Source organism: Chloroflexia bacterium SDU3-3 (assembly GCA_009268125.1).
Lineage (GTDB): Bacteria > Chloroflexota > Chloroflexia > Chloroflexales > Roseiflexaceae > SDU3-3.
The window spans coordinates 103,617-126,639 of record WBOU01000007.1; the positions used below are offsets into that span (position 1 = coordinate 103,617).

20 protein-coding genes and 2 tRNA genes are annotated in these 23,023 nt (G+C 67.4%); 18 read left to right on the forward strand and 4 right to left on the reverse strand.

All coding sequences use genetic code 11. From position 1 onward, the window contains the following. The first annotated feature begins 38 nt into the window (after positions 1 to 38). Both rsmG and F8S13_13425 read left to right on the forward strand, forming a co-directional pair. Positions 39 to 740 carry a 16S rRNA (guanine(527)-N(7))-methyltransferase RsmG gene (gene rsmG, locus F8S13_13420; GenBank protein KAB8142555.1) on the forward strand — a complete coding sequence of 234 codons (702 nt, stop codon included), beginning with the start codon at positions 39 to 41 and terminating at the stop codon, positions 738 to 740. Between the two features lie 165 nt (positions 741 to 905). Next, a complete protein-coding gene (locus F8S13_13425; protein KAB8142556.1) occupies positions 906 to 1,568 on the forward strand; it encodes a phage shock protein A in 663 nt (220 codons plus the stop codon). A gap of 78 nt (positions 1,569 to 1,646) precedes the next feature. On the opposite strand, the gene F8S13_13430 is transcribed toward F8S13_13425, so the two are convergent. After that, on the reverse strand, positions 1,647 to 3,788 hold the full coding sequence (locus F8S13_13430; protein KAB8142557.1) for a glycosyltransferase family 1 protein: 2,142 nt from the start codon (positions 3,786 to 3,788) through the stop codon (positions 1,647 to 1,649). 423 nt (positions 3,789 to 4,211) lie between these two features. On the opposite strand from F8S13_13430, the gene F8S13_13435 reads away from it, so the two are divergent. Further along, entirely contained in the window at positions 4,212 to 4,535 is a 324-nt protein-coding gene (locus tag F8S13_13435) for a hypothetical protein (GenBank protein ID KAB8142558.1), read from the forward strand. A gap of 107 nt (positions 4,536 to 4,642) precedes the next feature. Next, the gene (locus F8S13_13440; GenBank protein ID KAB8142559.1) at positions 4,643 to 4,915 is read left to right on the forward strand and encodes a hypothetical protein; all 273 of its coding nucleotides are present in this window, start codon (positions 4,643 to 4,645) and stop codon (positions 4,913 to 4,915) included. Positions 4,916 to 5,118: 203 nt separating this feature from the next. Here F8S13_13440 and F8S13_13445 read toward each other — a convergent pair whose 3' ends face one another. Both F8S13_13445 and F8S13_13450 read right to left on the reverse strand, forming a co-directional pair. Next, positions 5,119 to 5,832 (reverse strand): zinc metallopeptidase, encoded by a 714-nt coding sequence (locus F8S13_13445; protein ID KAB8142560.1) that lies wholly within the window; start codon positions 5,830 to 5,832, stop codon positions 5,119 to 5,121. 96 nt (positions 5,833 to 5,928) lie between these two features. Further along, the gene (locus tag F8S13_13450; GenBank protein ID KAB8142561.1) at positions 5,929 to 6,513 is read right to left on the reverse strand and encodes a YtxH domain-containing protein; all 585 of its coding nucleotides are present in this window, start codon (positions 6,511 to 6,513) and stop codon (positions 5,929 to 5,931) included. A 124-nt stretch (positions 6,514 to 6,637) separates the two neighbouring features. On the opposite strand from F8S13_13450, the gene F8S13_13455 reads away from it, so the two are divergent. The 8 genes from F8S13_13455 (at position 6,638) to F8S13_13490 (ending at position 13,511) form a co-directional block, all read left to right on the forward strand. Next, positions 6,638 to 8,392: an acetyl-CoA carboxylase biotin carboxylase subunit gene (locus F8S13_13455; GenBank protein KAB8142562.1), complete on the forward strand. Its 1,755-nt coding sequence runs from the start codon at positions 6,638 to 6,640 to the stop codon at positions 8,390 to 8,392. Positions 8,393 to 8,419: 27 nt separating this feature from the next. After that, positions 8,420 to 10,132, forward strand: a complete 1,713-nt coding sequence (locus F8S13_13460; protein KAB8142563.1) for a protein kinase — start codon at positions 8,420 to 8,422, stop codon at positions 10,130 to 10,132. A 127-nt stretch (positions 10,133 to 10,259) separates the two neighbouring features. After that, a tRNA-Glu gene (locus F8S13_13465) sits at positions 10,260 to 10,336 on the forward strand. A 3-nt stretch (positions 10,337 to 10,339) separates the two neighbouring features. Beyond that, a tRNA-Asp gene (locus F8S13_13470) sits at positions 10,340 to 10,415 on the forward strand. Positions 10,416 to 10,687: 272 nt separating this feature from the next. Next, entirely contained in the window at positions 10,688 to 11,311 is a 624-nt protein-coding gene (locus tag F8S13_13475; protein ID KAB8142564.1) for a sigma-70 family RNA polymerase sigma factor, read from the forward strand. Beyond that, the gene (locus tag F8S13_13480; protein KAB8142565.1) at positions 11,301 to 11,564 is read left to right on the forward strand and encodes a hypothetical protein; all 264 of its coding nucleotides are present in this window, start codon (positions 11,301 to 11,303) and stop codon (positions 11,562 to 11,564) included. Before F8S13_13475 ends, F8S13_13480 begins: the two co-directional genes overlap by 11 nt. Positions 11,565 to 11,678: 114 nt before the next feature. After that, positions 11,679 to 13,094 carry an MBL fold metallo-hydrolase gene (locus F8S13_13485; protein ID KAB8142566.1) on the forward strand — a complete coding sequence of 472 codons (1,416 nt, stop codon included), beginning with the start codon at positions 11,679 to 11,681 and terminating at the stop codon, positions 13,092 to 13,094. A 54-nt stretch (positions 13,095 to 13,148) separates the two neighbouring features. Continuing rightward, positions 13,149 to 13,511 (forward strand): rhodanese-like domain-containing protein, encoded by a 363-nt coding sequence (locus F8S13_13490; GenBank protein ID KAB8142567.1) that lies wholly within the window; start codon positions 13,149 to 13,151, stop codon positions 13,509 to 13,511. A 584-nt stretch (positions 13,512 to 14,095) separates the two neighbouring features. On the opposite strand, the gene F8S13_13495 is transcribed toward F8S13_13490, so the two are convergent. Next, positions 14,096 to 14,857: a sulfite exporter TauE/SafE family protein gene (locus F8S13_13495; protein KAB8142568.1), complete on the reverse strand. Its 762-nt coding sequence runs from the start codon at positions 14,855 to 14,857 to the stop codon at positions 14,096 to 14,098. A gap of 123 nt (positions 14,858 to 14,980) precedes the next feature. Here F8S13_13495 and F8S13_13500 point away from each other — a divergent pair, with 123 nt between their 5' ends. The 6 genes from F8S13_13500 (at position 14,981) to F8S13_13525 (ending at position 23,017) form a co-directional block, all read left to right on the forward strand. Next, on the forward strand, positions 14,981 to 15,583 hold the full coding sequence (locus tag F8S13_13500) for a class I SAM-dependent methyltransferase (protein ID KAB8142569.1): 603 nt from the start codon (positions 14,981 to 14,983) through the stop codon (positions 15,581 to 15,583). Positions 15,584 to 15,735: 152 nt separating this feature from the next. After that, positions 15,736 to 16,107: a response regulator gene (locus tag F8S13_13505; protein ID KAB8142570.1), complete on the forward strand. Its 372-nt coding sequence runs from the start codon at positions 15,736 to 15,738 to the stop codon at positions 16,105 to 16,107. A gap of 23 nt (positions 16,108 to 16,130) precedes the next feature. Further along, complete coding sequence (locus F8S13_13510) at positions 16,131 to 18,089, forward strand: chemotaxis protein CheA (protein ID KAB8142571.1); 1,959 nt, start codon at positions 16,131 to 16,133, stop codon at positions 18,087 to 18,089. A gap of 2 nt (positions 18,090 to 18,091) precedes the next feature. After that, entirely contained in the window at positions 18,092 to 18,586 is a 495-nt protein-coding gene (locus F8S13_13515; protein ID KAB8142572.1) for a purine-binding chemotaxis protein CheW, read from the forward strand. Further along, entirely contained in the window at positions 18,525 to 20,600 is a 2,076-nt protein-coding gene (locus F8S13_13520; GenBank protein ID KAB8142573.1) for a methyl-accepting chemotaxis protein, read from the forward strand. The genes F8S13_13515 and F8S13_13520 overlap by 62 nt, the downstream gene beginning before the upstream one ends. Before the next feature lie 5 nt (positions 20,601 to 20,605). Beyond that, positions 20,606 to 23,017, forward strand: coding sequence for a HEAT repeat domain-containing protein (locus F8S13_13525; protein ID KAB8142574.1), 2,412 nt, complete (start codon positions 20,606 to 20,608; stop codon positions 23,015 to 23,017). Positions 23,018 to 23,023 lie beyond the last annotated feature (6 nt).

Sequence of the window (23,023 nt, forward strand, 5' to 3'; positions counted from 1 at the left end):
GAGCTACTATGGTGGCTAGCTATGGTGACGGTGCGAAGATGAAATTGCTTACAACAGTCGCGCGTTCGTGGGGGCTTGAGCTGACCGATCTGCAGCGCGACCAGTTTGCCCTGTATGCCGATGAGCTGCGCTCGTGGAACGAGCAGTTCAACCTCACTGCGATCACCGACCCCGATGGCATTGCTGTGCGGCATTTCCTCGACTCGCTGCGGATCGCCAAGAGCTGGGGCGGGGTGCCCGGGCACCTGATCGATGTGGGTACGGGTGCGGGCTTCCCTGGCCTGCCGCTGAAGATTCTGCACCCCGAGCTGCGGCTGACCATGGTGGAGAGCATTGAGAAGAAGGCCACGTTTTTGCGCCATATCGCCGCTGAGCTGGGGCTGGGCGAGGTGGATGTGGTGGTGGCGCGGGCCGAGGCGGTGGGGCGCGAGCCGCAGCACCGCGAGCGCTACGATATGGCGGTCTCGCGCGCGGTGGCCGAGCTGCGCGTGCTGTGCGAGTACTGCCTGCCGCTGGTGCGGCCTGGGGGGCGCTTCCTGGCCCCCAAGGGCGGCCAGATCGCGCAGGAGGTGGAGCTGGCGCGCGGGGCTATTGCCAAGCTGGGCGGCCAGATCGCCGCCGTGGAGCCGGTGGAGCTGCCCGAGATCGAGCCGCGCAGCCTGGTGGTGATCGACAAGATCGCGCCGACCTCGGCGCAGTACCCGCGCGCCGTAGGCATCCCTACCAAGCGCCCGCTGTAGAGCTATGGCTCTTTTCCTGCTGTGTGTAACCTTTGATCGGGTTCTGACGTATAAGTTATTGAAGATCACTATGGCGGCGTGCTAGAATGATGCAGTGGCATGTTCCGGCGCGCTCCGTATGATACGATGACGTAAACACATAACGCCAGCTAAGGAGAAAGAGACATGTCGATCTTCAGCCGCATCCGTGACCTGCTCAGCGCGAATATCAATGCGATGTTGGACAACGCGGAAGATCCGGAGAAGATGGCCGATGAGTATCTTCGGCAGCTGACGAACCAGCTGTATGAGGCCAAGACCAACGTCGCCTCGGCGATGGCGGATGCGAACCGCCTGAACGCCAAGGAGACGCAGTACACCGCCGAGGCCGATAGCTGGACGACAAAGGCCGAGACGGCGCTGCGCGCTGGCGATGAGACGCTGGCCAAGGCCGCGCTCTCGCGCAAGGTGCAGGCCTCCAAGCTTGCGAATGAGTATAAAGAGCAGTCGGACGCCCAGGATACTCAGGTGGAGCAGCTGCAGCAGGCGCTCATCCAGCTGGAGACCCGCATCGCCGAGACGAAGGCCAAGCGCGACCTGATCGTGGCCAAGAAGAACCGCGCCCAGACTCAGGAGGCCATCCAGCGCACCGCGCGCGGCCTCGGCCAGGTGAGCGCGCTCGACAAGCTGGATCAGCTGGAGGAGAAGGTTGATGGCCGCCTGGCCAAGGCCGACGCCATGACCCAGCTGGAGAACGACTCGCTGGAGAACAAGTTCAAGAATCTTGAGCGCGATAGCGAGGTCGACTCGGAGCTTGCCGAGCTGAAGCGCAAGCTCGGCCAGTCGTAGCTTTCTCGCTCGCCCCCAGGCGGGTATAGATAAAGCGCGCCCCAGATCATTCGATCTGGGGCGCGCTTTTGCTTTCAGTTAGGCAGCTGTCTCACCCATAGCGGTGAGGTAAAGCTGCTGGGTGTACTGCTTGAGCATGCGGGTGGTGGAAAACACCGGCCCGCAGGTGGCAATGGCCTCCTTGCTGATTGCCATCCAGCGATGGGGGATGCCCGCGCTGTCGCGATCGTAGTAGGTAGGCAGCACCTCGTTCTCGAGCAGGGTATAGAGGTGGCGGGCGTCGTCCCAGTCCTGCTCTTCGAGGCTGGCGTACTCCTTCTCCTGCCCGATGGCCCAGCCGTTCTTACCGTTGTAGGCCTCGGGCCACCATCCATCCAGGATGGACATGTTGGGTGCGCCGTTGAGCGCGGCCTTCATGCCGCTGGTGCCGCTGGCCTCATAGGGGCGGCGCGGGGTGTTGAGCCACATGTCGACGCCCTGCACCAACCAGCGCGCCACGCACATATCGTACTCCTCTAGGAAGAGGATCTTGCCCGAGAATCCAGGCTGGAGCGACAGCTGATAGACCTGCTGGATGAACAGCTTGCCGGGGTCGTCGTTGGGGTGGGCCTTGCCCGCGAAGATGATCTGCATCGGGCGGGCCGGGTTGTTCAGGATGGACTTGAGCCGCTCGGGGTCTTTGAACAGCAGCGTGGCGCGCTTGTAGGTGGCGAAGCGGCGGGCGAACCCGATAGTGAAGGCGTTGGTATCCAGCGCGTAGTCGGCGGCGGCGGTGGGCATGTTGAAGCGGGTGTAGCGCTGGCGCAGCCGCGTGCGGGCGTTGGTGATCAGCTGGTTCTTCAGCTCGTTGTGGGTCTGCCACAGCACATCGTCGGGGATCTCGTAGACCTTCTGCCAGCGGGCGGTGTTGTCGATCTCGTGCTCCCAGCCGCGGCCCAGGTAGGCATCGTAGATGCGGCGCATGCCGGGGGCCAGCCACGTGAAGGGGTGGATGCCGTTGGTGATCGAGGTGATCGGCACCTGGTCGACCGGCTTCTCGGGGTAGAGCCACTTCCACATGTCGCGCGAGACCTCGCCGTGCAGCTTGGAGACGCCGTTGTGCAGCTTGGAGAGCTTGAGCGCCAGCACCGTCATGGCGAAGGTCGGCCCCCAGGACTGCTGTTGGAGCGCCACCTCGATGAACTCGTCGCGGCTGAGGCCCAGATCAGTCCAGTACTGCCAGAAGTACTTCTCGATCAGCGGCAGCGGGAAGGCGTCGTTGCCAGCGGGCACCGGGGTGTGGGTCGTGAAGATGCACTGGCTGCTGACCTCGGCGCAGGCATCCTTGAACGACATGCCGCGCTTGACTTTCTCGCGGGCCAGCTCGAGCACTAGGAAGGCCGAGTGGCCCTCGTTCATGTGCCAGGCGGTGGGGGCGATGCCCATCTTGCGCAGGGCGCGCACGCCGCCGATGCCTAGCACGATCTCCTGTGCCACGCGCATGTCCTGGTCGCCGCCGTAGAGCCGCGCGGCCAGCTCGCGATCCTGCGGGCTGTTGGGGTGGATGTCGGTGTCCATCAGCAGCAGGGGCACGCGGCCAACCTGCACCTTGTAGACCTTGGCGTAGATCGTGCGGCCCGGCAGCTCGACCTCGACCACCACCTCCTCGCCCTCGGGGGTGATGGCGGGCGTGGCGGCCACATCGGCGAAGTTCAGCTTGTTGTAGATCGCCTCCTGCCAGCCGCTGTGATCGAGCCGCTGCCGGAAGTAGCCCTGGGGGTAGATGAAGCCGATGGCGGTGAAGGGCAGGCCAAGGTCGCTGGCCTCCTTTACGTGGTCGCCCGCGAGGATGCCGAGGCCGCCGGAGTAGATCGGCAGCGATTCGTGCAGGCCGAACTCGGCGGAGAAGTAGGCGATGCCCTGGCCCTCGCCGCTGCCGTAGTTCTTGGCGTACCACGTGTCGGTGGCGGCGATGTAGGCGTCGAAGGCCGCGAGCACGCGGTCGTACTCGCTCAGGTAGGTGGAATCTTCGGCTGCTGCGGCGAGCTTCTTCTGGCGGACATCGCGTAGGAAATCGACGGGATTGTGGTAGACCAGCTCCCATAGCTCGGGATCGACCTGGCGAAAGAGATCTTGGGCTTCTGGGTGCCATGCCCAGTACAGGTTGTAGGCGAGTTCCCGCAGCCGCGCGATGCGGCTTGGGATGGGCGTGAAGAGCAGATCGACACTCGTCGGACTCACTGCTATTTCCTCCTACAGCTAGGGGCTGAGGTTGGTTCCCCTGGTGAGCTAAAACAGTTTAGCTTCGATTGTAACCAGAGATCCCAAACCTGTCCAGTTACGATGCTGATCCCAGGGCGATGTGCGGCTCGCTGCCGATGGACCAAACCCCCATGTGCGCATAAACATAGCTGTATTGTAGCACGGGGCTGCAAGGACGTGCGGTTTGGTGCTCTTTATAGAGGCTTGGGGCATGCCCAGCGGGCCTGATTTCCCACTGCGCAGCCATGGTGCTACCACCAATGGGCTGTATGATAGTTAGGGTGGGAAATGCTGGACGAAAGTACGCTCGTGGGTAACAACGTGGGCGAGCCTAGAGGCATGGAGTGGCACAAGCGGCTATGGTATAATAGCATCGCAATGCGATAGATGAAGGAAATGTGTATGAGCGACCAGGCTGTTCAGCAGGCAAGCCAGCTACAATATCCCGCCCCGCAGACAACACCCGACCCCAGCGAAGCTCGCAGGCTGCTTTCCATAACCTTCAACCCTGGCGAGCATGTGTGGCTGGTGCGCGAGCAGCACGAGCCGACCCACGGCTTGTGGCACCTCGATGTCGCGCAGCAGGGCGGCTTTGGCACCTGGCTTCTGCGGCGCTTCCGCTACGACGAGGCCACCAGCGTGCTGTACTTTCTTGGCGAGGAAGCGTTAAGCGACGCGGCGTTCGCCGCCATCCGCGCGAGCCGCCCACGCTTTCCTATGCCCTAGCCGCTCGGCTAGGGCTGGGTGTCTTCGCTAGCTGCCCTAAAGCAGGCCGCCGAGATCCAAGGAAAAACGGGCAATTCAGCTACCACTATCAGCGGAGGAGCATCGGTATGGCCGACGTGACCCCCTCGGCAAATGCGCAGGAGCCGCACCCATGGGCAGGGCTGAGCACGAATGAGCTGCTGTCCATGGTGGTGTACGAGCTCTATGGGCCGGTAAGCGCTCTGGGATCGGAAGTCGATCGCCTGTCGCGCGGCGAGTTCGATGATGACGAGCTGCTTACCCTGATCGATCAGATGCGCGACGCGACAAATCAGCTGAGTCGGCTGGTGGTGACCCTGAAGCGCTACACGGCAGATCTGCCGCCCGAGCCAGCGCCGTAAAGCCAAGCCCCGCCCATGCGAACCATGGGCGGGGCTTGTGGCTAGACTATCTCGGTGTCTGGCTCGCCAAGGATCTTGTTGGTGAGGAACAGCGCGAGCCGGGTGGCGGCGATGCTCAGCACCAGGCTGAGCAGGCCGTAGACGATCCTTCGCTTGGCATCTTCTTCCAAAGCAAACCCTCCTGATGGATGTAGAAGCGAATCCTAGTCGTTGCGCCGCGCCCCCAACAGCATGCTTACCCAGTAGAGCAGCTGCAGCATCGCCTGCGCCGCCGCCGCCACATAGGTGAGCGCCGCAGCATTCAGCACCGCGTTTACGCCCTCGGCCTCCTGCGCGGTGAGCAGGCCGTTGCGCTGCAGCATCTGGCGCGCGCGGGCGCTGGCGTTGAACTCGACGGGCAGCGTGATCAGCGAGAAGGCGACTGCGGCGGACATCAGCAGCACCCCCAGCATGGCCACGTTCCAGCCCAGCCCCGAGCTATGCATCGCGCCGAGCGCCATGCCGATGAAGATCAGCACCCAGCCGAAGTTGGAGCCAATATTGGCGATGCCCACGATGCCCGAGCGCAGCTGCAGCCACATATAGCCCTGGCTGTCCTGCAGGGCGTGGCCAAGCTCGTGGGCGACCACGGCCATGGATGCGACCGAGGGCTGGCTGGCCGAGCCGACCGAGAGATTCATGACCTTGCTGCGCGGGTCATAGTTGTCGCTCAGCATGCCGGGGATCTGGTTGATCTGCACGTGCTGCAGGCCCTCGTTCTGCATCAGAATGCGGGCCACATCAAGCCCGGTGAGGTTGCGCAGGTTGCGCACCTGCGAATATTTTTCAAATGCCGAGCGCACCCGCCACTGGGCGAATGCGGCAAGCAGCATCCCTGGGATGAGCACAAAGAGCAAGTAGCCTGAGTTGAAGAACACCGCTTTCCTCCCACCGCAATCGTGGCAAAAGGCTACCTACGGCTTGCGCCATGTAGCCCTGATCTGCCTGGGGTTTCGATGCGGATACGACGCATATCACTGGGGGGAAGTTGCACTTACCGTGCCACGCTGGATGATGTCCTGCGCGGCCACCTGCACCTTGGCCACCGTCTCATTGGCGATCTCCTGGGCGCGGCGTACGGTTTCCTCGGCGCGATTTTTTAGCTCGATGCCGCGGTTTGCGACCTGCTCGCGGTTCTGGATGCCGCTGCGCGGGATGAAGAGCGAGCCGACGATAATGCTGGCCGCAGCCCCGCAGATGAAGCCAAGCGTGAACCGGAGCGCGCTGCTCGATGCGTTCATAGCATTCCTACATTCGTGAGTGATCATCGCCGCAGGCGTGGGCTTGCGGCAGCGGTATGTTTGGGCGATTGTAGCACATGCGCCGCGCGGTTGCGAGAATCTTCTTCTCGCCGTACTATTTGCCTGGTGGTGAAGATCCCAACATAGGGCACGATCAATGCGCATATTTGACCTTGCCGATGCGGCAGATGCCGATGACGATGAGCTTGCTGCCGCTGTGGCCGCCGTGTCGCTGCTGCTGGCCGAGGGCCCGGCGCAGCCCGCCGCCCAGCCCGCCGCAGCGTGGCGCGCGGCGGCGCTGCTGGAGGGCCAGGGCATGGCCTGCGGTTGCGGCCCCCGGCCCGCGTGGGCCAGTGCCGAACGCGGCGCATGGGCCTCGCGCTGGTCTCGCGGGGTGGTCGGCTCGTAGTCTTCCTCCGAAGCATTTCAAAAAAGGGTTCCCATGAAGTTTACCTCGGTGCTTGTGGCCAACCGTGGCGAGATCGCGCTGCGGGTGATGCGCGCCTGCAAAGAGCTTGGCCTGCGCACGGTGGCCGTGTACAGCGAGCCAGACCGCGACGCGCCCCACGTGGCTTATGCGGATGCCGCCTATCTGCTGGGGCCGGAGCCAGCGCCCGGCGCTGGCGTGCCGCGCCCCTACCTCGATATGGACCGGATCATCGCGGTGGCGCAGCAGGCGGGCGCGGGGGCCATCCACCCCGGCTACGGCTTCCTGTCCGAGAACGCGGCCTTCGCCGAGGCCTGCGAGGAGGCGGGCCTAGTGTTCATCGGGCCGCCCGCCGATGCTATGCGGCGCATGGGCGGCAAGACCGCCGCCCGCCAGGAGGCCCAGGCGGCGGGGGTACCTATCGTGCCGGGCACGCTGGAGCCAGTGCCTCACGCGGCCAAGGTGCGCGCCCTCGGCGAGGTCTACGGCTACCCGATTGCGATCAAGGCGGTGGGCGGCGGCGGCGGGCGCGGGCTGCGCGTGGTGCAGGCGGCGGCGGATGCCGAGGCGGCGTTCGACGCGGCGCGGCGCGAGGCCGAGGCGGCGTTCGGCAACCCGCTGCTCTATGTCGAGAAGTACTTCACCGACCCGCGCCATATCGAGGTGCAGGTGCTGGCCGACATGCACGGCGCGGTGGTCGCGCTGGGCGAGCGCGACTGCTCGGTGCAGCGCCGCCACCAGAAGCTGATCGAGGAGTGCCCGGCCCCTGGACTCTCGCCCGAGCAGCGCCGGGCCATGGGCGAGGCCGCCGTGGCGCTGTGCCACCAGGTGGGCTATGTGGGCGCTGGCACGCTAGAGTTCATGTACGAGGGCGGCGCGTTCTACTTTCTGGAGATGAACACGCGCATCCAGGTCGAGCACACCGTCACCGAGATGGTGACGGGCATCGATCTGGTGCAGGCCCAGATCCGCGTGGCCCAGGGCGAGCCGCTGTGGTTCGGCCAGGCCGACGTGCGCTGGAGCGGCCACGCCATCCAGTGCCGGATCAACGCCGAGGATCCGGCGCACCAGTTTCGGCCCGCGCTGGGCACCATCGGGGCCTACCGCGAGCCTGCGGGCTTCGGCGTGCGGGTGGATAGCGGCGTGGGCGCTGGGCACCGCATCCCGCCACACTACGACTCGCTGCTGGCCAAGCTGGTGGTGTGGGCCGAGAGCCGCGAGGCGGCGCTGGCCCGCATGCGCCGCGCCCTGGCCGACTTCACTATCGAGGGCGTGCGCACCGTGCTGCCTTTCCACCAGCTGGCGCTGGCCCACCCGGCGTTTGCCGCTGGCGGCGTCTCAGTTCACTTCATCCCCCGCCATCTAGGCGCCCAGCTGGCCGCGCTGGAGCACCACGGCCAGGCGTCCCTGCCCGACCAGGAAGATGATGCCCAGCCGCGCCTGTTCGATGTGGAGGTGAACGGGCGGCGTTTCGCGGTGCGCGTGAATGAGCGCGGCGGGCAGCAGCATGTCGCGCGGCCTGCGCGCAAGGCCCGCTCGACGCGGGCGGCGGTGGATGCCAAGAGCATCGCCAGCCCCATCCAGGGCACGGTGGTGCGTGCGCTGTGTGTGGTCGGGCAGGAGGTGGAGGCGGGCCAGGTGCTGTTCGTGGTCGAGGCGATGAAGATGGAGAACGAGGTGCAGGCACCCCAGTCGGGCGTGATCGGCGAGGTGCTTGCCCAGCCGGGGCAGATCGTGAACGCTGGGGCGGCGCTGGCCACGTTTCAGTAGCGGCCTCGGCAAACCCCAGCAGAGGTGATGCCGATGATCGATCGCTATTCCATTCAGGAGAAGCTCGGCGCGGGCGGCGCGGGCACTGTCTACCGCTCCTACCACGCGCTGCTCGATCGCCCCGTGGCGATCAAGCAGATCCAGGCTGGCGCCAGCGCCGAGCAGCGCGAGCGCTTCCTGCACGAGGCGCGGGCTATGGCCTCGCTCTCGCACCCGAACATTATCAATATCCTCGATATTGCGCTGGCGGGCGAGCGACCCTACATCGTGATGGAGCTGGTCGAGGGCGGCAGCCTCGCCGATCGGCTTGAGGGCGGCGCGCTGCCGCCGGGCGAGGCGGTCGAGATCGTGCTGGCGCTGACCGATGCGCTGTCCTACGCCCACAGCCAGGGCGTCATCCACCGCGACCTGAAGCCCGCCAACGTGCTGCTGCGCCACGGCGGCACGCCCGTGCTGGCCGACTTCGGCATCGCGCGCACCCTGGCCGAGGCCGACGCGCAGCGCCTGACGCGGGGTGGCACAATGCTGGGCACCCCGGCCTACATGGCCCCCGAGCAGTTTACCGGCGGCCAGGCCGACGCCCGCACCGATATCTACGCGCTGGGCGTGATGCTCTTCCAGATGCTCACAGGGCGCGTGCCGTTTGAGGGCGATATCGCCCAGACCATGCGCGGCCACCTGGAGCTGCCGCCGCCCGACCCGTGCGCGCTGGATGGCCGCATCCCCGCCGAGCTGGGCGCGCTGGTGCGGCGCATGCTGGCTAAGTCGCCTAGCGAGCGGCCCCAGAGCGTGGCCGAGGTAGGGGCCGAGCTGCGCACGCTCGACCCGCGCGCGGCCACGGGGGCCACGCTGGCGCTGGCGCGCGAGCTGCCCAGGCGCGGCAGCTTCCTGCGCTGGCTGCTGGCTGTCGTTGGCAGCGTGGTGCTGGTGGTGCTGGCGGTGGCTGCCCTGTTGGCGTGGAATAGGCCGACGCCGGTAGAGATAGAGTGGCCCGACCAGCCGCGTGCGCAGGAGGTAGAGCAGCCCGCCGGTGTGGTGCGCGCGGATGGGGAGCGCTCTGTGAACATCCAGCCATCCACGGGCGGCGCGTTCAAGGTCGAGGATCTGGCGCGGGCCGAGCGCGCGCCGTTTGCCGATGCGCAGCAGATAAAAACGGAGCCGTTTAGCATCGCGGGCCTCTCGTACGACACGAACGACGGCGGCCAGGTCAGCTTCTTGGGCGAGATCCGCAATGAGTGGGATTCGCCGCGCGAGTCCATCCAGATCCAGATCACGCTGCTGGATGCGCAGGGCGGCAACGTCGGCTACGCCGAGGGGTTCGTGGATGGCTACCTTGCACCGCACGAGATCGCGCCATTTCGCATTATCTTCTCCGAGCAGAAATGGCCGAAGTTCGCCAGCTACCGCATTGATGTGCACAGCCGCGCCGCCGACTTTCAGCTCGGCTATGTGGTGAAGGGCCAGGCGGCGCGCGATGTCTCGATCACGTCCAACAGCTTCTCGTTTGAGTTGAAGGGCACGGCGGTGAACACATCCGATTATCCGCTGAAGTTTGTGCAGATCCGGGCGACCTTCTACGATAATACCGGCCATGTGGTGGGAGTTGAGACCATGTTTGGCGATATAGGGGATAATGAAGTTCTCACGCCGGGCGGTTCGGCCTCATTCGACACAAGCTTTGTCTCGCTGCTAGGCCAGCCATCGACCTATGTGCTGGAGGTCTATGGCTTGAAGCCATAGGCTTTCTGGGGGGTGCGGATGCGATATATGCGATCTTCCGTACGCCCTAGAGATGGCAATTTGCATTTTCTGGGGAGCCGTGCTATAATCCCACACGTCGCCGCAAGCGATGGTTTTAAAAATGAATGGCCCCATCGTCTAGCGGCCTAGGACGTCACCCTCTCAAGGTGAAGACCGCGGGTTCGAATCCCGCTGGGGTCACCACGTGGAGCCGTGGTGTAGCGGTTTGCATGGAACCCTGTCAAGGTTCAGGTGGCGGGTTCGAATCCCGTCGGCTCCGCCAAATAGCAGCCAGTGTTAAACGCACTGGCTGCTTTTTTTGTGCCCCGCGAGCTTGCGGCGCAATCCCCGACGCGCTATACTCAGGGACTATGCGTTCTCGACAGAGCGCTGATTCTGTTACCACCAAGACTCCAAGACACCAAGGGAAAAGGCACGAAGATTCAAAAAAGTGATAAGAGCCTTCGTGTCTTCGTGGTAAAGAATCTTCGGTGAAACAAAAACGCATAGCCCCTGCACTTAGGGCTGCCTGTTTGGATTTTCAGGAGCCACGCCATGCCCGGCCCCGTGATCGACCTGCACGTGTACGACGACGAGATGCAGCTGCTGCACGGCCTGCGCCGCCGCGAGGCCGACGCCTGCACCTGCTTCGTGAAGCGCTACGCCCCCATGGTCTATGGCCGCGCCCTGCGCCTGCTGGGCGACGCCGACGAGGCCGAGGGCGTGCTCCAGCAGACCTTCATCAAGGCCTGCGAGCGCTTCCAGGATTTCGCGGGCGAGAGCAGCATGGGCACCTGGCTCTACCGCATCGTCACCAACGAGGCCCTGATGCGGCTGCGGCGCAGGCGGCCCCAGGTGGAGATCGACAGCCTGGCCGAGACGCTGGACGCCGACCAGTCGCCCCAGCCCACCGTGGCCCGCCCGCCCGACCCGGCCAGCGCCGCGCTCGGCGGCGAGCTGCGCACGGCCATCGACGCGGCGCTAGCCGCGCTGCCCGAGACGCTGCGGGTGGTGTTTGTGCTGCGCGAGATCGATGGCCTGAGCACCGAGGAGACCGCCCGCCAGCTGGGCCTAGGCGAGAGCGCGGTGAAGGTGCGGCTGCACCGCGCCCGCCAGCGCCTGCGCGCCCTGCTGGCCGCCTATGTGGATGATGCCACGGAGCCGACCGATGAGCGATGACCCCTGCCACGTCGCCTGCGCCCAGATCGATGCCCTGCTGGATGGCGAGCTGCCCGCCGCCGAGCGCGAGGCCCTGATGCGCCACATGGCCGCATGCCCGGCCTGCCGCGCGCGCTACGAGGTGCTGCGCCGCACTGTGGCGGCCTGCCGCGCCCAGCCCGAGGCCCCCGCCGCGCTGCCGCCCGAGGTCGAGCGCCGCCTGCTCGACTGGATGCTGGCCAGCAAGCCATGCGACCCCGAGCGGCCATCCTAGAAGCGCCTCGGCAGATTCCTCCCCGCGCGATGTAACCTTTGCGCCCCGCGCTGCATCTACCCTGTGAGTTGCAGTTCTTCGGTGCTGTTACACCAGACGAGAAGGAGTTCCGCCGTGCTGTTACGCTACTTCTACAATGCAAAGCTTGCCCACGCCTCGTATATGGTCGGCTGCCAGTCGCTGGGCGAGGCGCTGGTGGTGGACCCAGGCCGCGACATCGAGCCATACCTGGCCGAGGCCGCCCAGCAGGGCATGCGCATCACCGCCGTGGCCGAGACCCATATCCACGCCGACTACCTCTCCGGCGCGCGCGAGCTTTCGGCCCGCACCGGCGCGCGCCTGTTCCTCTCCGACGAGGGCGACGCGGGCTGGAAGTACCAGGGCCTGGATGCCTACCCCCACACGCTGCTGCACGACGGCGACACCTTCGCGCTGGGGCGGATCGCCTTCACCGTGATGCACTCGCCCGGCCACACTCCCGAGCACATCGCGTTTCTGGTGGCCGACACCGCCCGCACCAGCGAGCCGATCGGCATCTTCACTGGCGACTTTGTGTTTGCGGGCGACATTGGGCGGCCCGACCTGCTGGAGAAGGCGGCGGGCATCGGCGGTACCGCTGAGCCGGGTGCGCGCCGCATGTTCCACTCGCTCAGGCGCTTTGCGGCGCTGCCCGAGCACCTGCAGGTGTGGCCAGCCCATGGCGCGGGCAGCGCCTGCGGCAAGGCCCTGGGCGCTATCCCCTCCTCCACCGTGGGCTACGAGAAGCGCACCAGCTGGGCATTCGGCTATGAGGATGAGGATGCCTTTGTGGCCGCGCTGCTGGATGGCCAGCCCGAGCCGCCGCACTACTTCGCCATGATGAAGCACCTGAACAAGCACGGCGCGCCGCTGGTGGTCCAGGTGCAGGCCCCGCCGCTGCTGGGCTTCGGCAGCATGGTCGCGCTGCTAGAGCAGGGCGCGACGGTGGTGGACACCCGCCCGGCCAGCGCGTTTGCCCAGGCCCATATCGCAGGCAGCATCAACATCCCCTTCGATGGCGCGTTTACCACCTGGGCGGGCTGGCTGCTGGGCTACGAGGAGCCGTTCTACCTGATTCTGGATGAGCGCCAGCGGGCCGAGGTGCTGCGCGACCTGCGCTCGATTGGGCTGGATGGCACGGCGGGCACCTTCGATGTGGCCGTGATCGAGGCGTGGCAGGCCAGCCAGCACGCGCTCCAGCGCTACGATGTGGCAAGCCCTGTCGAGCTTGCCCCCACCATCCAGGCCGGTGAGGTGACGCTGCTGGATGTGCGCGGCGCGGGCGAGCGCGAGGGCGGCTATATCCCCGGCTCGCGCCACATGCTGCTGGGCACGCTGATGCAGCAGCTTGGCCAGATCGACCTGGAGAAGCCGATCGTAGTGCAGTGCCAGTCCGGCGGGCGCTCGGCCATCGCGGCCAGCATCCTGCAGGCCCACGGCGCACGCCATGTGACGAATATGCTGGGCGGCTACCGCGCATGGTCCTCCAGCGGCCTGCCGACGACGCGATAGGGCGGGCGAATACCACGAAGGCGCGAAGTTTTCAGAAAAAGAGGAGACAGAGCAATGTTCAAAGCGATATTTGGCGGCAAGAGCGGTGCGGCCCTGAAGCATATGAGCGTGGCCGCGCTGAAGCAGCAGCACGGCCCCAGCGCCCCGTTCACCCTGATCGACGTGCGCAGCCCTGGCGAGTACGCCCAGGATGGCCATATCGCCGGGGCCAGGCTGATGCCGCTGGACGCGCTCGCGCAGCGCATGGCCGAGCTGCCCAAGGATCAGCCGGTGGCGGTGATCTGCCGCTCGGGCGGGCGCAGCCGCGTGGCCTGCGACCTGCTGCTGCGGGCGGGCTTTGCGGATGTGACGAATGTGGATGGTGGCATGGGCGCGTGGGTGGGGGCGGGCTTCCCGGTGCGGCGCGGCGAGCAGTAGCCGCGCAGGCGCAGGGGGGCGGAAAGGGGAGCGGGCGGCGGCCTGCTCCTTTTTTGTGTTGGCAGCCCTGCCTCGATGCGCTCATAGCAAGTCTGATATGATGGAAATGCGGTCATTTATGGTGGAAACGCAGTCGGGCCAACTGTTGCTGGTTGCAGCGTTGCCCGAGTCGTCCTGCGCGGGCGGCGGCTTCGATCATACTGGTTCTTCTTGATGGGTGGGTGGATGCCCTGGGCGGGCGGCGTCAGGGGCTACGCGCCCCTGAACCCCGCCAGAGCAGTGGCCCCTAGACGCCGATTTGAGGTGTTCCCGTGCTGTTCCCCGGCGGCTGGTGTTGGTGCATATGGCCATCAAAACTATAGCGGCACCGTTGCCGCATGGGCCGGGTGGGAGGGGTACGCTACGATGATGGCTTTCCTGCGATCCAAGCGTATCTACCGTATTCATCGCACAAAAAATGATATTCCCCAAGCCCATACCGGCCCGGATGGGGGTGTTACCGAGTATAGATACGAAAAGCAGAGGACGTGAAAGAAAAAAGGCGTATGATCACATCGTACGCCGTAAAGATATAAAAAGAGGAGCTATGCCAGCAGTTGCGGCAGATTGATCGCCAGCAGCACCGTGCCCAGCGCCAGCACCAGGGCCGCGAAGCCGCGCCGCAGCCGCATGGGCGGCAGCACGCCCGCCCAGCGCGTGCCCGCCAGCAGCCCGGGCAGCCCGCCCGCCAGCAGCAGCCCGATCATGGCCCAGTTCAGGTGCACATCGCCCATGTGGCCCAGCACGCCCGCCACGCTGTTCACCGCGATCACCACCAGCGATGAGCCGACCGCCTGGCGCATGGGCAGGCGCAGCACCAGCACCAGCGCGGGCACGATCAGGAAGCCGCCGCCCACGCCTAAGAACCCGGTGAGGAAGCCGACCGCGCCGCCAGCGGCCAGCAGCTGCCACCAGATCACGGGCGCGGCATCCTGCGCGGTGTCCTCGCGGCGGCTGCGCAGCATCAGGGTGGCCACGGCCAGCATCAGCAGCGCGAACAGCACCAGCAGCACGGCGGAGGGCAGCAGCGCCGAGAGCCTAGCCCCCGCGAAGGCCGTGGCCAGCCCGACCGAGCCGAACAGCAGGGCCGAGCCGAGCCGCACGTCGCCAGCGCGGCGGTGCATCACCGCGCCCGCTAGGGCGTTCAGGCCCACGATTACCAGCGACGAAGTGACGGCGGTGTGGGTGTCCTGCCCCAGCAGGTAGACGAGGGCGGGCACCATCAAGATCGAGCCGCCGCCGCCCAGCAGCCCAAGCGAGAGGCCGATCAGCGCGCCGATGGCCAGCGCCAGCAGAGATGTTGTCATAGGAATGCTCCCATAGGGTGGCCACCGCGTGTGGCCGCTAGCTAGTGGATGCGCGCAAGGTGTGGAAGGTTACAGCCTCGCCCTGCTACAGTGGGGGCGAGCATGTTGAAAGGAGGGATCGTGATGAGCGAGCAGGAGCAGTCGGATGCCCGTTTCGCGTCGTTTCAGCAGCGCTACCGTGCGGGCGACATGCCATGGGATGCCGAGCTGCCGCCGCCCGAGGTGATCGCGATCGCTAGGGAGCTGGCGGCGGGGCGGGCGCTGGATCTGGGCTGTGGCGCGGGGCGGGCCTGCATGCACCTGGCCAGGGCGGGCTGGCAGGTGGATGGGGTGGACTATGTGCCCGAGGCGGTGGCCATGGCCGCCGAGCGTGTGCGCGCCGCTGGCGTGGCCGAACAGGTGCAGCTGCACGTGGGTTCGGTGGCCGACATGGCATTTCTGGCCGGCCCGTACGACCTAGCGGTGGATGTGGGCTGCCTGCACGGGCTGGGCGATTCCGAGCGGCGAGCCTACGCCGCCGAGGTGGCGCGGCTGGTGCGGCCTGGCGGCACGCTGCTGCTGTTCGCGCACCACGGCGCGCCGGGCGAGGGGCCAGCGCGGATGCCGCACGGCGTGGTCGAGCCGCTGTTCGCCGCTGCGTTCGAGTTGGCGGCGGCGGTGTCCGGTGTCACCGAGGTGCGCGGCACCCGGCTTGACTCGGCGTGGTACACCATGCGCCGCCGCTGAGAAGGAATATGCTACAATGCTAGCACCTGGATCAGCACCGCGATCACATGATCATTTTCGCCTCTAGACGGTTCTGGCTTGTTGTTATCGAACTGGGCCTCGCAGCAGTCGCGTGCGCTCACCTCTAGCGCTGTGAAAGGCAGGGCAATGCTATGCGCCATATTCTTGTCGTCGATGACTCCGCTACGATGCGCAGAATGATCATCGCCTCGCTTCGCACGCTCTGCGATGTCACCTTCAGTGAGGCCAACAACGGGCTGGAGGCGCTTGAGCGGCTGATCATCGCGCCTGTCGATCTGATGACCATAGACCTGAACATGCCCGACATGCATGGGAGCGAGGTGGTGCGCTTTGTGCGCACGCAGGAGCGCTACCAGCAGCTGCCGATCATCGTCATCTCCACACGGGGCGATGAATCAAGCCAAGAGGATCTGCTGGAGGCGGGGGCGAGCGCCTATGTGGTCAAGCCATTTACCCCTGGGATGCTCGCCGATCAGGCGCGGCTCCTGCTCCAGGGCGTATAGCCGAGCGGCGAGAAGGGTCGCACGTGCCAACCTCTAGCGGCGAGAGCCAATTCTTTAGCGAGTTTCTCGATGATTTCTTCGCCGAGAGCGAGGAGCATCTGGCGCTGGCGCGGCGTATCTTACTTTCGCTAGAGGAAGCCCCGGATGAGCCAGGGCTGGCGCAGATCGATGAGCTGTTCCGCGCATTTCACTCGCTCAAGGGCCTGGCCGGGATGGTGGGAGTGGGCGAGATCGAGCTACTGTCGCACGAGCTGGAGGCGCTGCTCCGCGCCCTGCGGATGGGCGATGCCGATCTGAGCGATGAGATGCTAGGTGCGCTGATCGGCGGTGTTCGGCTGCTGGAGCAGTGCCTGGTGGCCCGGAAGACCGGGGCTGCTGCCCCGCCGGTTGAGGCAACGATCCGCGCGCTGGCCGACATGACCGAGGGCAGTCGCAGCGCACCGACCACGCCCACCGCGCCAGGCGGGGCGGAGCCCGCCAAGATCGCGGCGGCGCTGGCCCAGGGCATGCGGGTCTGGCGTATCGTGTTCACACCATCGGCGTCGCTGGCCGAGCGCGGCGTGCATGTCAACAGCATCCGCGAGCGTCTGCTGGCCCTGGGCGAGCTGCTGCGGGCCGCCCCGCAGGTCTCCCCCGGCGGTATGCTCACCTTCGATTTTGTGCTGGCCAGCGCCGCGCCCGAGCGCGCCTTCGATGGCTGGGCCGCCGATGGACTAGCCGTCGCCCCCTACACCCAGCCCGCCGCGCCGAGCGCCCCTGCCGCATCCCCCGCGCCGCCTGCCAGCCCAGCTCCCCCGATCCCAGCCGGGACAGTGGTGCGCGTCGACCTAGAGCGTCTAGATGACCTGATGCGCATGGTCGGCGATCTGGTGATCGCCAACGCCCGGCTAGAGGAGCAGATCGCCCAGGCCGCGCCGCTGCTGCCCAGCGCCGACGCCCGCGCCCTGTATGATCTGGTCGGCGCGTTCCAGCGGCAGACCCGCAGCCTGCGCGCTGGGGTGATGCGGACGCGGCTGGTGCCCATCGGCGAATCCTTTGGCCGCATCCAGTTCATGGCGCGTGATCTTGCCCGCGACCTTGGGCGACAGCTGGCGGTGGTCATCCAGGGCGAGCACACCGAGATCGACAAGTTCCTGGTGGACTGGCTGATGGATCCGCTGATGCACCTAGTGCGCAATGCCCTGAGCCACGGCCTTGAGCCGACCCAGGAGCGGGTGTCGCTGGGCAAGCCGAGCGCGGGCAGGCTCACCCTGCGAGCCGCCGCCGATGGCGAGCACGTGGTGGTGACGGTGGCCGACGACGGGCGTGGGATCGACATTGGGCGGGTGGCGGCGCGGGCTAGGGCGCACGGCTTGCTGGCCGAGGGCGAGGAGCTTGCCCCCGACCACATACTCGACATTCTGTGCGCGCCAGGGTTCTCCACGCGGGATCAGGCCGATAGGGTGAGCGGGCGCGGCGTGGGGATGGATGTGGTGGCCAACGCCGTGCACGAGCTGCGCGGCGCGCTCGCGCTGGAGACAGTGGCGGGCCAGGGTACCACGTTCACGCTGCGCCTGCCGCTGACCCTGGCGATCATGGATGCGCTGCTGGTGGCTGTGGCCGACCAGTGCTTCGCCATCCCGCTCTCGGCCATCGGCGAGATCATATCGCTGGAGCCAGGCCAGATCACGCCGCTGGAGCGCAACGAGCTGATCACCCACCGCGGTGCGCCGCTGCCGCTGGTGCGCATCGCGCAGCGCTTTCAGATCGCGGGGGCGTTGCACCACGGCTACGCCTGCGTCGTGGGCGAGGGCGGCGGCGCTGCCGCGCTGGTCTTCGATCGCGCCCTGGGTAAGCGCGAGATCGTGGTGCGCCCGCTGAACGACCCGCTGGTGGCGCAGCCATACCTGGCCGGGGCCACCGAGCTGGGCGATGGTCGTGTGGTGCTTCTTCTGGATGTGGCCGCGCTGCTGCGGCCCGCATCCGCAGCCCGAGAGAGCTGACCATGAGCGAGTATATTCTCTGCGAGCTGGCCGGGGCAACCTACGCCATCCCCAGCATCGCCGTGCGCTATGTCGAGATGATCGAGCAGATCACGCCGGTGCCCAACGCCCCCCCGGCGGTGGAGGGCATCGTGCTCTCGCGCGGGCAGGTCATCCCCGCCCTGAGCCTGCGCGCGCGCTTCGGCTTCGCGCCACAGCCGCACACGTTGCGCACCCGGCTTGTGGTGGTGGCCAGCGGCGAGCGGGTGGTGGGCCTGATCGTGGATACCGCCCGCGAGTTCGCCCGTATCGACGCTGCCGCGATTAGCCCGCCGCCTGCGGCTATCAGCGGGCTGAGCGGCAGCTACCTGGAGGGTGTGGCCACGCTTGGACAGCGGCTGGCGCTGCTGCTCCGGCTCGACGAGGTGCTGAAGATAACCGATTCGCTAGCCCCAGATGCTGGCCCCGATGAAGGAGAGCGCGACCATGGCATTCTTCAACCGACCGAAGAGCGATAGGCGCGGCGCGCTGGCCCGCGAGCGTGCCGCCCAGCTTGAGCGTCAGGCGCGCGCCATCCTGCGCGTGGCTGAGGCCGCCGATGCCGACGTCGCCGCGCTGGGCGGGGCGCTGGGGCAGGCCGAGCAGGGCAGCACCGCAATCACGGCGGCGCTGCGCGAGACGGCAGGCCAGGCCTCATCTGTGGCCACCTCATCCGAGCAGATGGCCTCGGCGGTGAACCAGATCTCGGTGTCGATCGAGGAGCTTACCTCCAGCACCACCAGCCTGGCCGGATCGGTCGAGCAGTCGGCCACCTCGATCGAGGAGACGAGCGCATCCATCCAGCAGGTGGCCGGGATGGCCCAGGAGATGGCCGAGTCGTCGGCGCAGACCACCGACGCGATCCGGCAGGTGAGCATTGCGATCAAGGCGGTGAACGGCGAGTCGGAGGTGCTGGCCTCGTCGGTGAATGAGACGGCGGCCCTGATCGAGGAGGTGTCGTCGTCGATCATCGGCGTGGCTTCTAGCGCGAACGAGCTGAGCGCCACCGCCAGCGAGACGGCGTCCTCGATCAGCGAGATGGCCACCTCGATCGAGGAGGTCAGCACGATCACCGAGAACCTCTCGGGGTCAATCGAGCAGGTCGCGACATCGATCGAGGAGATCTCGCGCTCGGTACAGGGTGTGGCCCAGAACGCCGAGCAGATCACCAGCGCCGCGACCGATGCGGCCACCGCCGCCACGCAGCTGGATCGCTCGATCCACGCTGTGGCCAACCTGGCGCACCAGGCCGATACGCTGAGCCGCCGCAGCGCGCGCGACGCCGAGACTGGCGGCGCAGCGGTGGAGCGCTCCATCCAGGGCTTCGGGCGCATGCGCGACTCGATCACGCTTTCGGCCACCACCATGCGCGAGATGGGCAGGCGCGCCCAGGAGATCAGCGGGATCGTCGATACGATCAACCTGCTGGCCGAGCGCACCAACCTGCTGTCGCTGAATGCATCGATTGAGGCGGCCCGCGCGGGCGATGCCGGGCGGGGCTTCGCCGTGATCGCCGAGGAGATCCGCAACCTGGCCGATCGATCGGCCCGCGCCACCGCTGACATCGCCACGATCATCAAGGCGCTCCAAGATTCGGTCCAGGAGGCGATTACGACATCCTCCGATGGCATGCGGATCGCCGAGGACGCCAGCCACCAGGCCGAGGAGGCATCGCAGGGGCTGCGGCAGATCCTAAGCGGGATTGAGGAGAACACCCAGATCGTGGCGCAGATCGCGCGCGCCACCGAGGAGCAGATGAGCGCGGGGCAGAGTGTGGCGGCGGCGGTCAACACCACGGCGGCGCAGTCGCGCCAGGTGGCGAAGGCGGTGGTGGAGCAGGCCCAGGCCACGCAGTCGCTGGCGCAGAGCGCCGCGCAGATGCGGCTGATCTCGCATCAGGTGGTGCAGGCCATGGTCGAGCAGCGCACGGCGGCGCGCAGCATCACGCTTGCGGCGCAGAATACCACTAATATCGCCACGCAGATCCGCAGCTCTACCGATGAGCAGGTGCGCGGCACCCACCAGATGCTCCAGTCGATTGAGGCGATGCGTGGCAGCGCCAGCTCCACCGCGCATGCGCTGGCCGAGCACGCCAGCGCCAGCGAGCAGATCACGCGCGAGGCCGAGCGGCTCGCACTGCTCACCAAGAATGTTAGCAGCGCGCTGGATGAGCAGTCGCGGGCGGCAGTAGACATAACTTCGGCGGTCGACAACATCCGAACGCGCTCGGTGCAGATCGCCCGCTCGCTCTCCGAGCAGTCGCGGGCCATGGCCGAGATCCGGGCGGTGGCGCGGGACACCGCTGCGCAGCTGAAGGGTATTGTGGATGCCAACCAGGCGCGCGCCTCGGCCACGGCGGCGCTGGCGACCGCGCTAGAGCAGGCCCGGACTCTGGCCCAGCGCCAGAGCCTCGGCTTCAGCCAGACCCGGCAGGCGGCACTGATCCTGCTGAAGCAGAGCGAGATTCTTGAGACGGATGGCAGCACAGGCTAGGCACTATGACGCATCTGAATGAGCCCGCCGTATCGGTGAGCGGCATGTTTACCACCGACCCATCGCTGGCTGTGCTGGCGTGGGATGTCGGGATGGAGCAGATCACTGGCATCCCCGCCGACGCAGCGCAGCGGCAGCCCCTCACCGCGCTGATCCCCGACCTTGCGGCGCGCGGCATCCTGGCGCGGTTTCAGGATGCCGCCACATCTGGTGCGGCCAGCGTGCTGGCTCCAGCCCTGCACCACTACCTGATCGCATGCCCGCCGCGCCTGCCATCCCGCCACTTCGCCCACATGCAGCAGCGCGTATCCATCGGCCCGCTGCGCGACGGTGATGCGATCATCGGGGTGCTGGCAGTGGTGGAGGATGTGACCGAGCGGTGCGACTGCGAGCGCGACCTGGGCAGTCCGGACGAGCCGACCCGGCTGCGCGCGGCCCAGTGGCTGGCAGCGCACGAGGCCGCCACATCGCTGCTGGGCGGCGCGATCGACGACGCCAGCTGGCGGGTGCGCCACGCCGCCGTCGATGCCCTGGCCCAGCGCGCAGGTGGGGACGAGGTGCAGCGGCTGGTGCAGGTGCTGGTGCAGCACCACCGCAGCTTCGGCGCGCTCAACAGCGCCATCCAGATCCTGGCGCGCACCGACGAGGATGCCGTGGCCCCGCTGGCCGCGCTGCTGCGCTCGGAAGATGCCGACCTGCGCGGCTATGTGGCCCTGGCGCTCGGCGAGCGTGGCGATGTGCGGGCCGCGCCTGCGCTGGAGGCGGCCCTGGCCGACCCGGATGTGAATGTGCGCTACCACGCTATCGAGGCGCTCGGCAGGCTGCGCGCGGCCCACGCGGTCCCGGCGCTGCTGGCGGTGGCGATGGAGCGCGACTTCTTCCTCTCGTTTCCTGCGATCGACGCGCTGGCCCAGATCGGCGACCCGGCAGCTGCGGCACAGATCGTGCTCCTACTTGACGACGACCTGCTTTCTGCACCAGCCGCCCAGGCGCTGGCCCAGATCGGCGGGGCCGAGGCGATCGGCCCGCTGGCTGGGGCGCTCGGCACCCCCGCCCCACCTGTCCCTGAGATTGCCCGCGCGCTTGCCGCCATCGGCGAGCGGATCGGCACGGCAGCGCTGGCCGCGCGCCTGCGCTCGGCGCTCCAGCCTGATGGTGAGCAGCGCCTGCTGGATGCATTCGGCAGGGCGAGCGTAGAGGATCTTCGTGCGCTAGCCATGGTGCTGGGATGTGTTGCGAGCGCCGCAGGCGCGGCAGCGCTGGCCGCGCTGCTCGCGCGTGAGGATGTGCGCGAGGCGGCGATCGACGCGCTGGCCCTTGTGGGCGCGCCCGCAGTGGGCGCGGTGGTGGCGCAGCTAGGCGATGCCGACCTCGCCACCTGCGAGGCGGCGATCGTGACGCTCGGGCGGATCGGCAGCGCCGAGGCGGTGCCCGCGCTGCTGGGCGTGCTGCGCGATCGGCCCGAGCTTACTGTGGCGGTGGCGGGCGCGCTCGGGCGGATCGGCGACCAGCGGGCCTTCGAGCCGCTGCTGGGCCTGCTGGGCCACCCGGATGCGCCTGTACGCCAGGCGGCGGTCGGGGCGCTCAGCTCGCTGGGCAGCCCGGGCATGGAAGGCAGCATCGCGCCCCTGCTGGCCGCGCCGGATGCCGCCACACGCGAGTCGGCGGCGAAGATCGCGGGCTACTTCAGCTTTCCCTCGTGCGTGGAGCGCCTGCTGGCGCTGTGCGGCGACCCAGATGAGCACGTGCGCCGGGCGGCGGTGGAGAGCCTGCCCTTCCTCGATGATCGGCGCGTGCTGCCCACCCTGCTATCTATGGCCCGAAGCGACGACCCCAGCATCCGGGTCGCAGCCATCCGCGCCCTCGGCCATTCGGAGTCGGCTGCGGCGGAGGTGGCGCTGGAGGCGGCGCTGGCCGACCAAGAAGCCTGGGTTCGCTACTATGCGGCGCGCGCGCTGGCTAGGCGCGGCGCAGGCGCGCAGGCGGCGCTGGCCCGGCTGGCCGAGAGCGACCCCGCCACCCATGTGCGGATCGCCGCGCTGGATGGCCTGGGCGCGCTTGGCGGCCCGGTAGCCGAGCGCGCGCTGCTGGGCGCGGCTTCCAGCCCGGAGGATGACGTGGCGGTGGCCGCGCTGGCCGGGCTGGGGCGCCTGGCCAGCGCCGAAGCGGCTCAGGCGCTGCGCCTGGCCCTGAGCGCCAGCCAGCCCGCCCGCCGCGCCGCTGCGGTGGCCGCCGCTGCCTCGGGCGCGCCCCTGCTGGCCGCGCTGGATGACCCCGACCCGCGCGTGCGCATCGCCGCCATCGGCGCGGCCCAGCGGCGTGGCGATGCCGATGCCCTGCGTAGGCTGCCCACACTTGCGCAGTCCGATCCCGATCCCGATGTTCGCTCGGCGGCGCGCGCCGCACGACAGCGCTAGATATGG

Bases quoted from the DNA above. Each gene is read 5' to 3' on its own strand.
- rsmG (KAB8142555.1), top strand. From the start codon at position 39: ATGAAATTGCTTACAACAGTCGCGCGTTCGTGGGGGCTTGAGCTGACC.
- F8S13_13520 (KAB8142573.1), top strand. From the start codon at position 18,525: ATGCTGGCCCCGATGAAGGAGAGCGCGACCATGGCATTCTTCAACCGA.
- F8S13_13460 (KAB8142563.1), top strand. From the start codon at position 8,420: ATGCCGATGATCGATCGCTATTCCATTCAGGAGAAGCTCGGCGCGGGC.
- F8S13_13435 (KAB8142558.1), top strand. From the start codon at position 4,212: ATGAGCGACCAGGCTGTTCAGCAGGCAAGCCAGCTACAATATCCCGCC.
- F8S13_13450 (KAB8142561.1), bottom strand. From the start codon at position 6,513: ATGCCCTGGCCCTCCAGCAGCGCCGCCGCGCGCCACGCTGCGGCGGGC.
- F8S13_13455 (KAB8142562.1), top strand. From the start codon at position 6,638: ATGAAGTTTACCTCGGTGCTTGTGGCCAACCGTGGCGAGATCGCGCTG.
- F8S13_13505 (KAB8142570.1), top strand. From the start codon at position 15,736: ATGCGCCATATTCTTGTCGTCGATGACTCCGCTACGATGCGCAGAATG.
- F8S13_13480 (KAB8142565.1), top strand. From the start codon at position 11,301: ATGAGCGATGACCCCTGCCACGTCGCCTGCGCCCAGATCGATGCCCTG.
- F8S13_13475 (KAB8142564.1), top strand. From the start codon at position 10,688: ATGCCCGGCCCCGTGATCGACCTGCACGTGTACGACGACGAGATGCAG.
- F8S13_13425 (KAB8142556.1), top strand. From the start codon at position 906: ATGTCGATCTTCAGCCGCATCCGTGACCTGCTCAGCGCGAATATCAAT.
- F8S13_13500 (KAB8142569.1), top strand. From the start codon at position 14,981: ATGAGCGAGCAGGAGCAGTCGGATGCCCGTTTCGCGTCGTTTCAGCAG.
- F8S13_13515 (KAB8142572.1), top strand. From the start codon at position 18,092: ATGAGCGAGTATATTCTCTGCGAGCTGGCCGGGGCAACCTACGCCATC.
- F8S13_13490 (KAB8142567.1), top strand. From the start codon at position 13,149: ATGTTCAAAGCGATATTTGGCGGCAAGAGCGGTGCGGCCCTGAAGCAT.
- F8S13_13440 (KAB8142559.1), top strand. From the start codon at position 4,643: ATGGCCGACGTGACCCCCTCGGCAAATGCGCAGGAGCCGCACCCATGG.
- F8S13_13495 (KAB8142568.1), bottom strand. From the start codon at position 14,857: ATGACAACATCTCTGCTGGCGCTGGCCATCGGCGCGCTGATCGGCCTC.
- F8S13_13525 (KAB8142574.1), top strand. From the start codon at position 20,606: ATGACGCATCTGAATGAGCCCGCCGTATCGGTGAGCGGCATGTTTACC.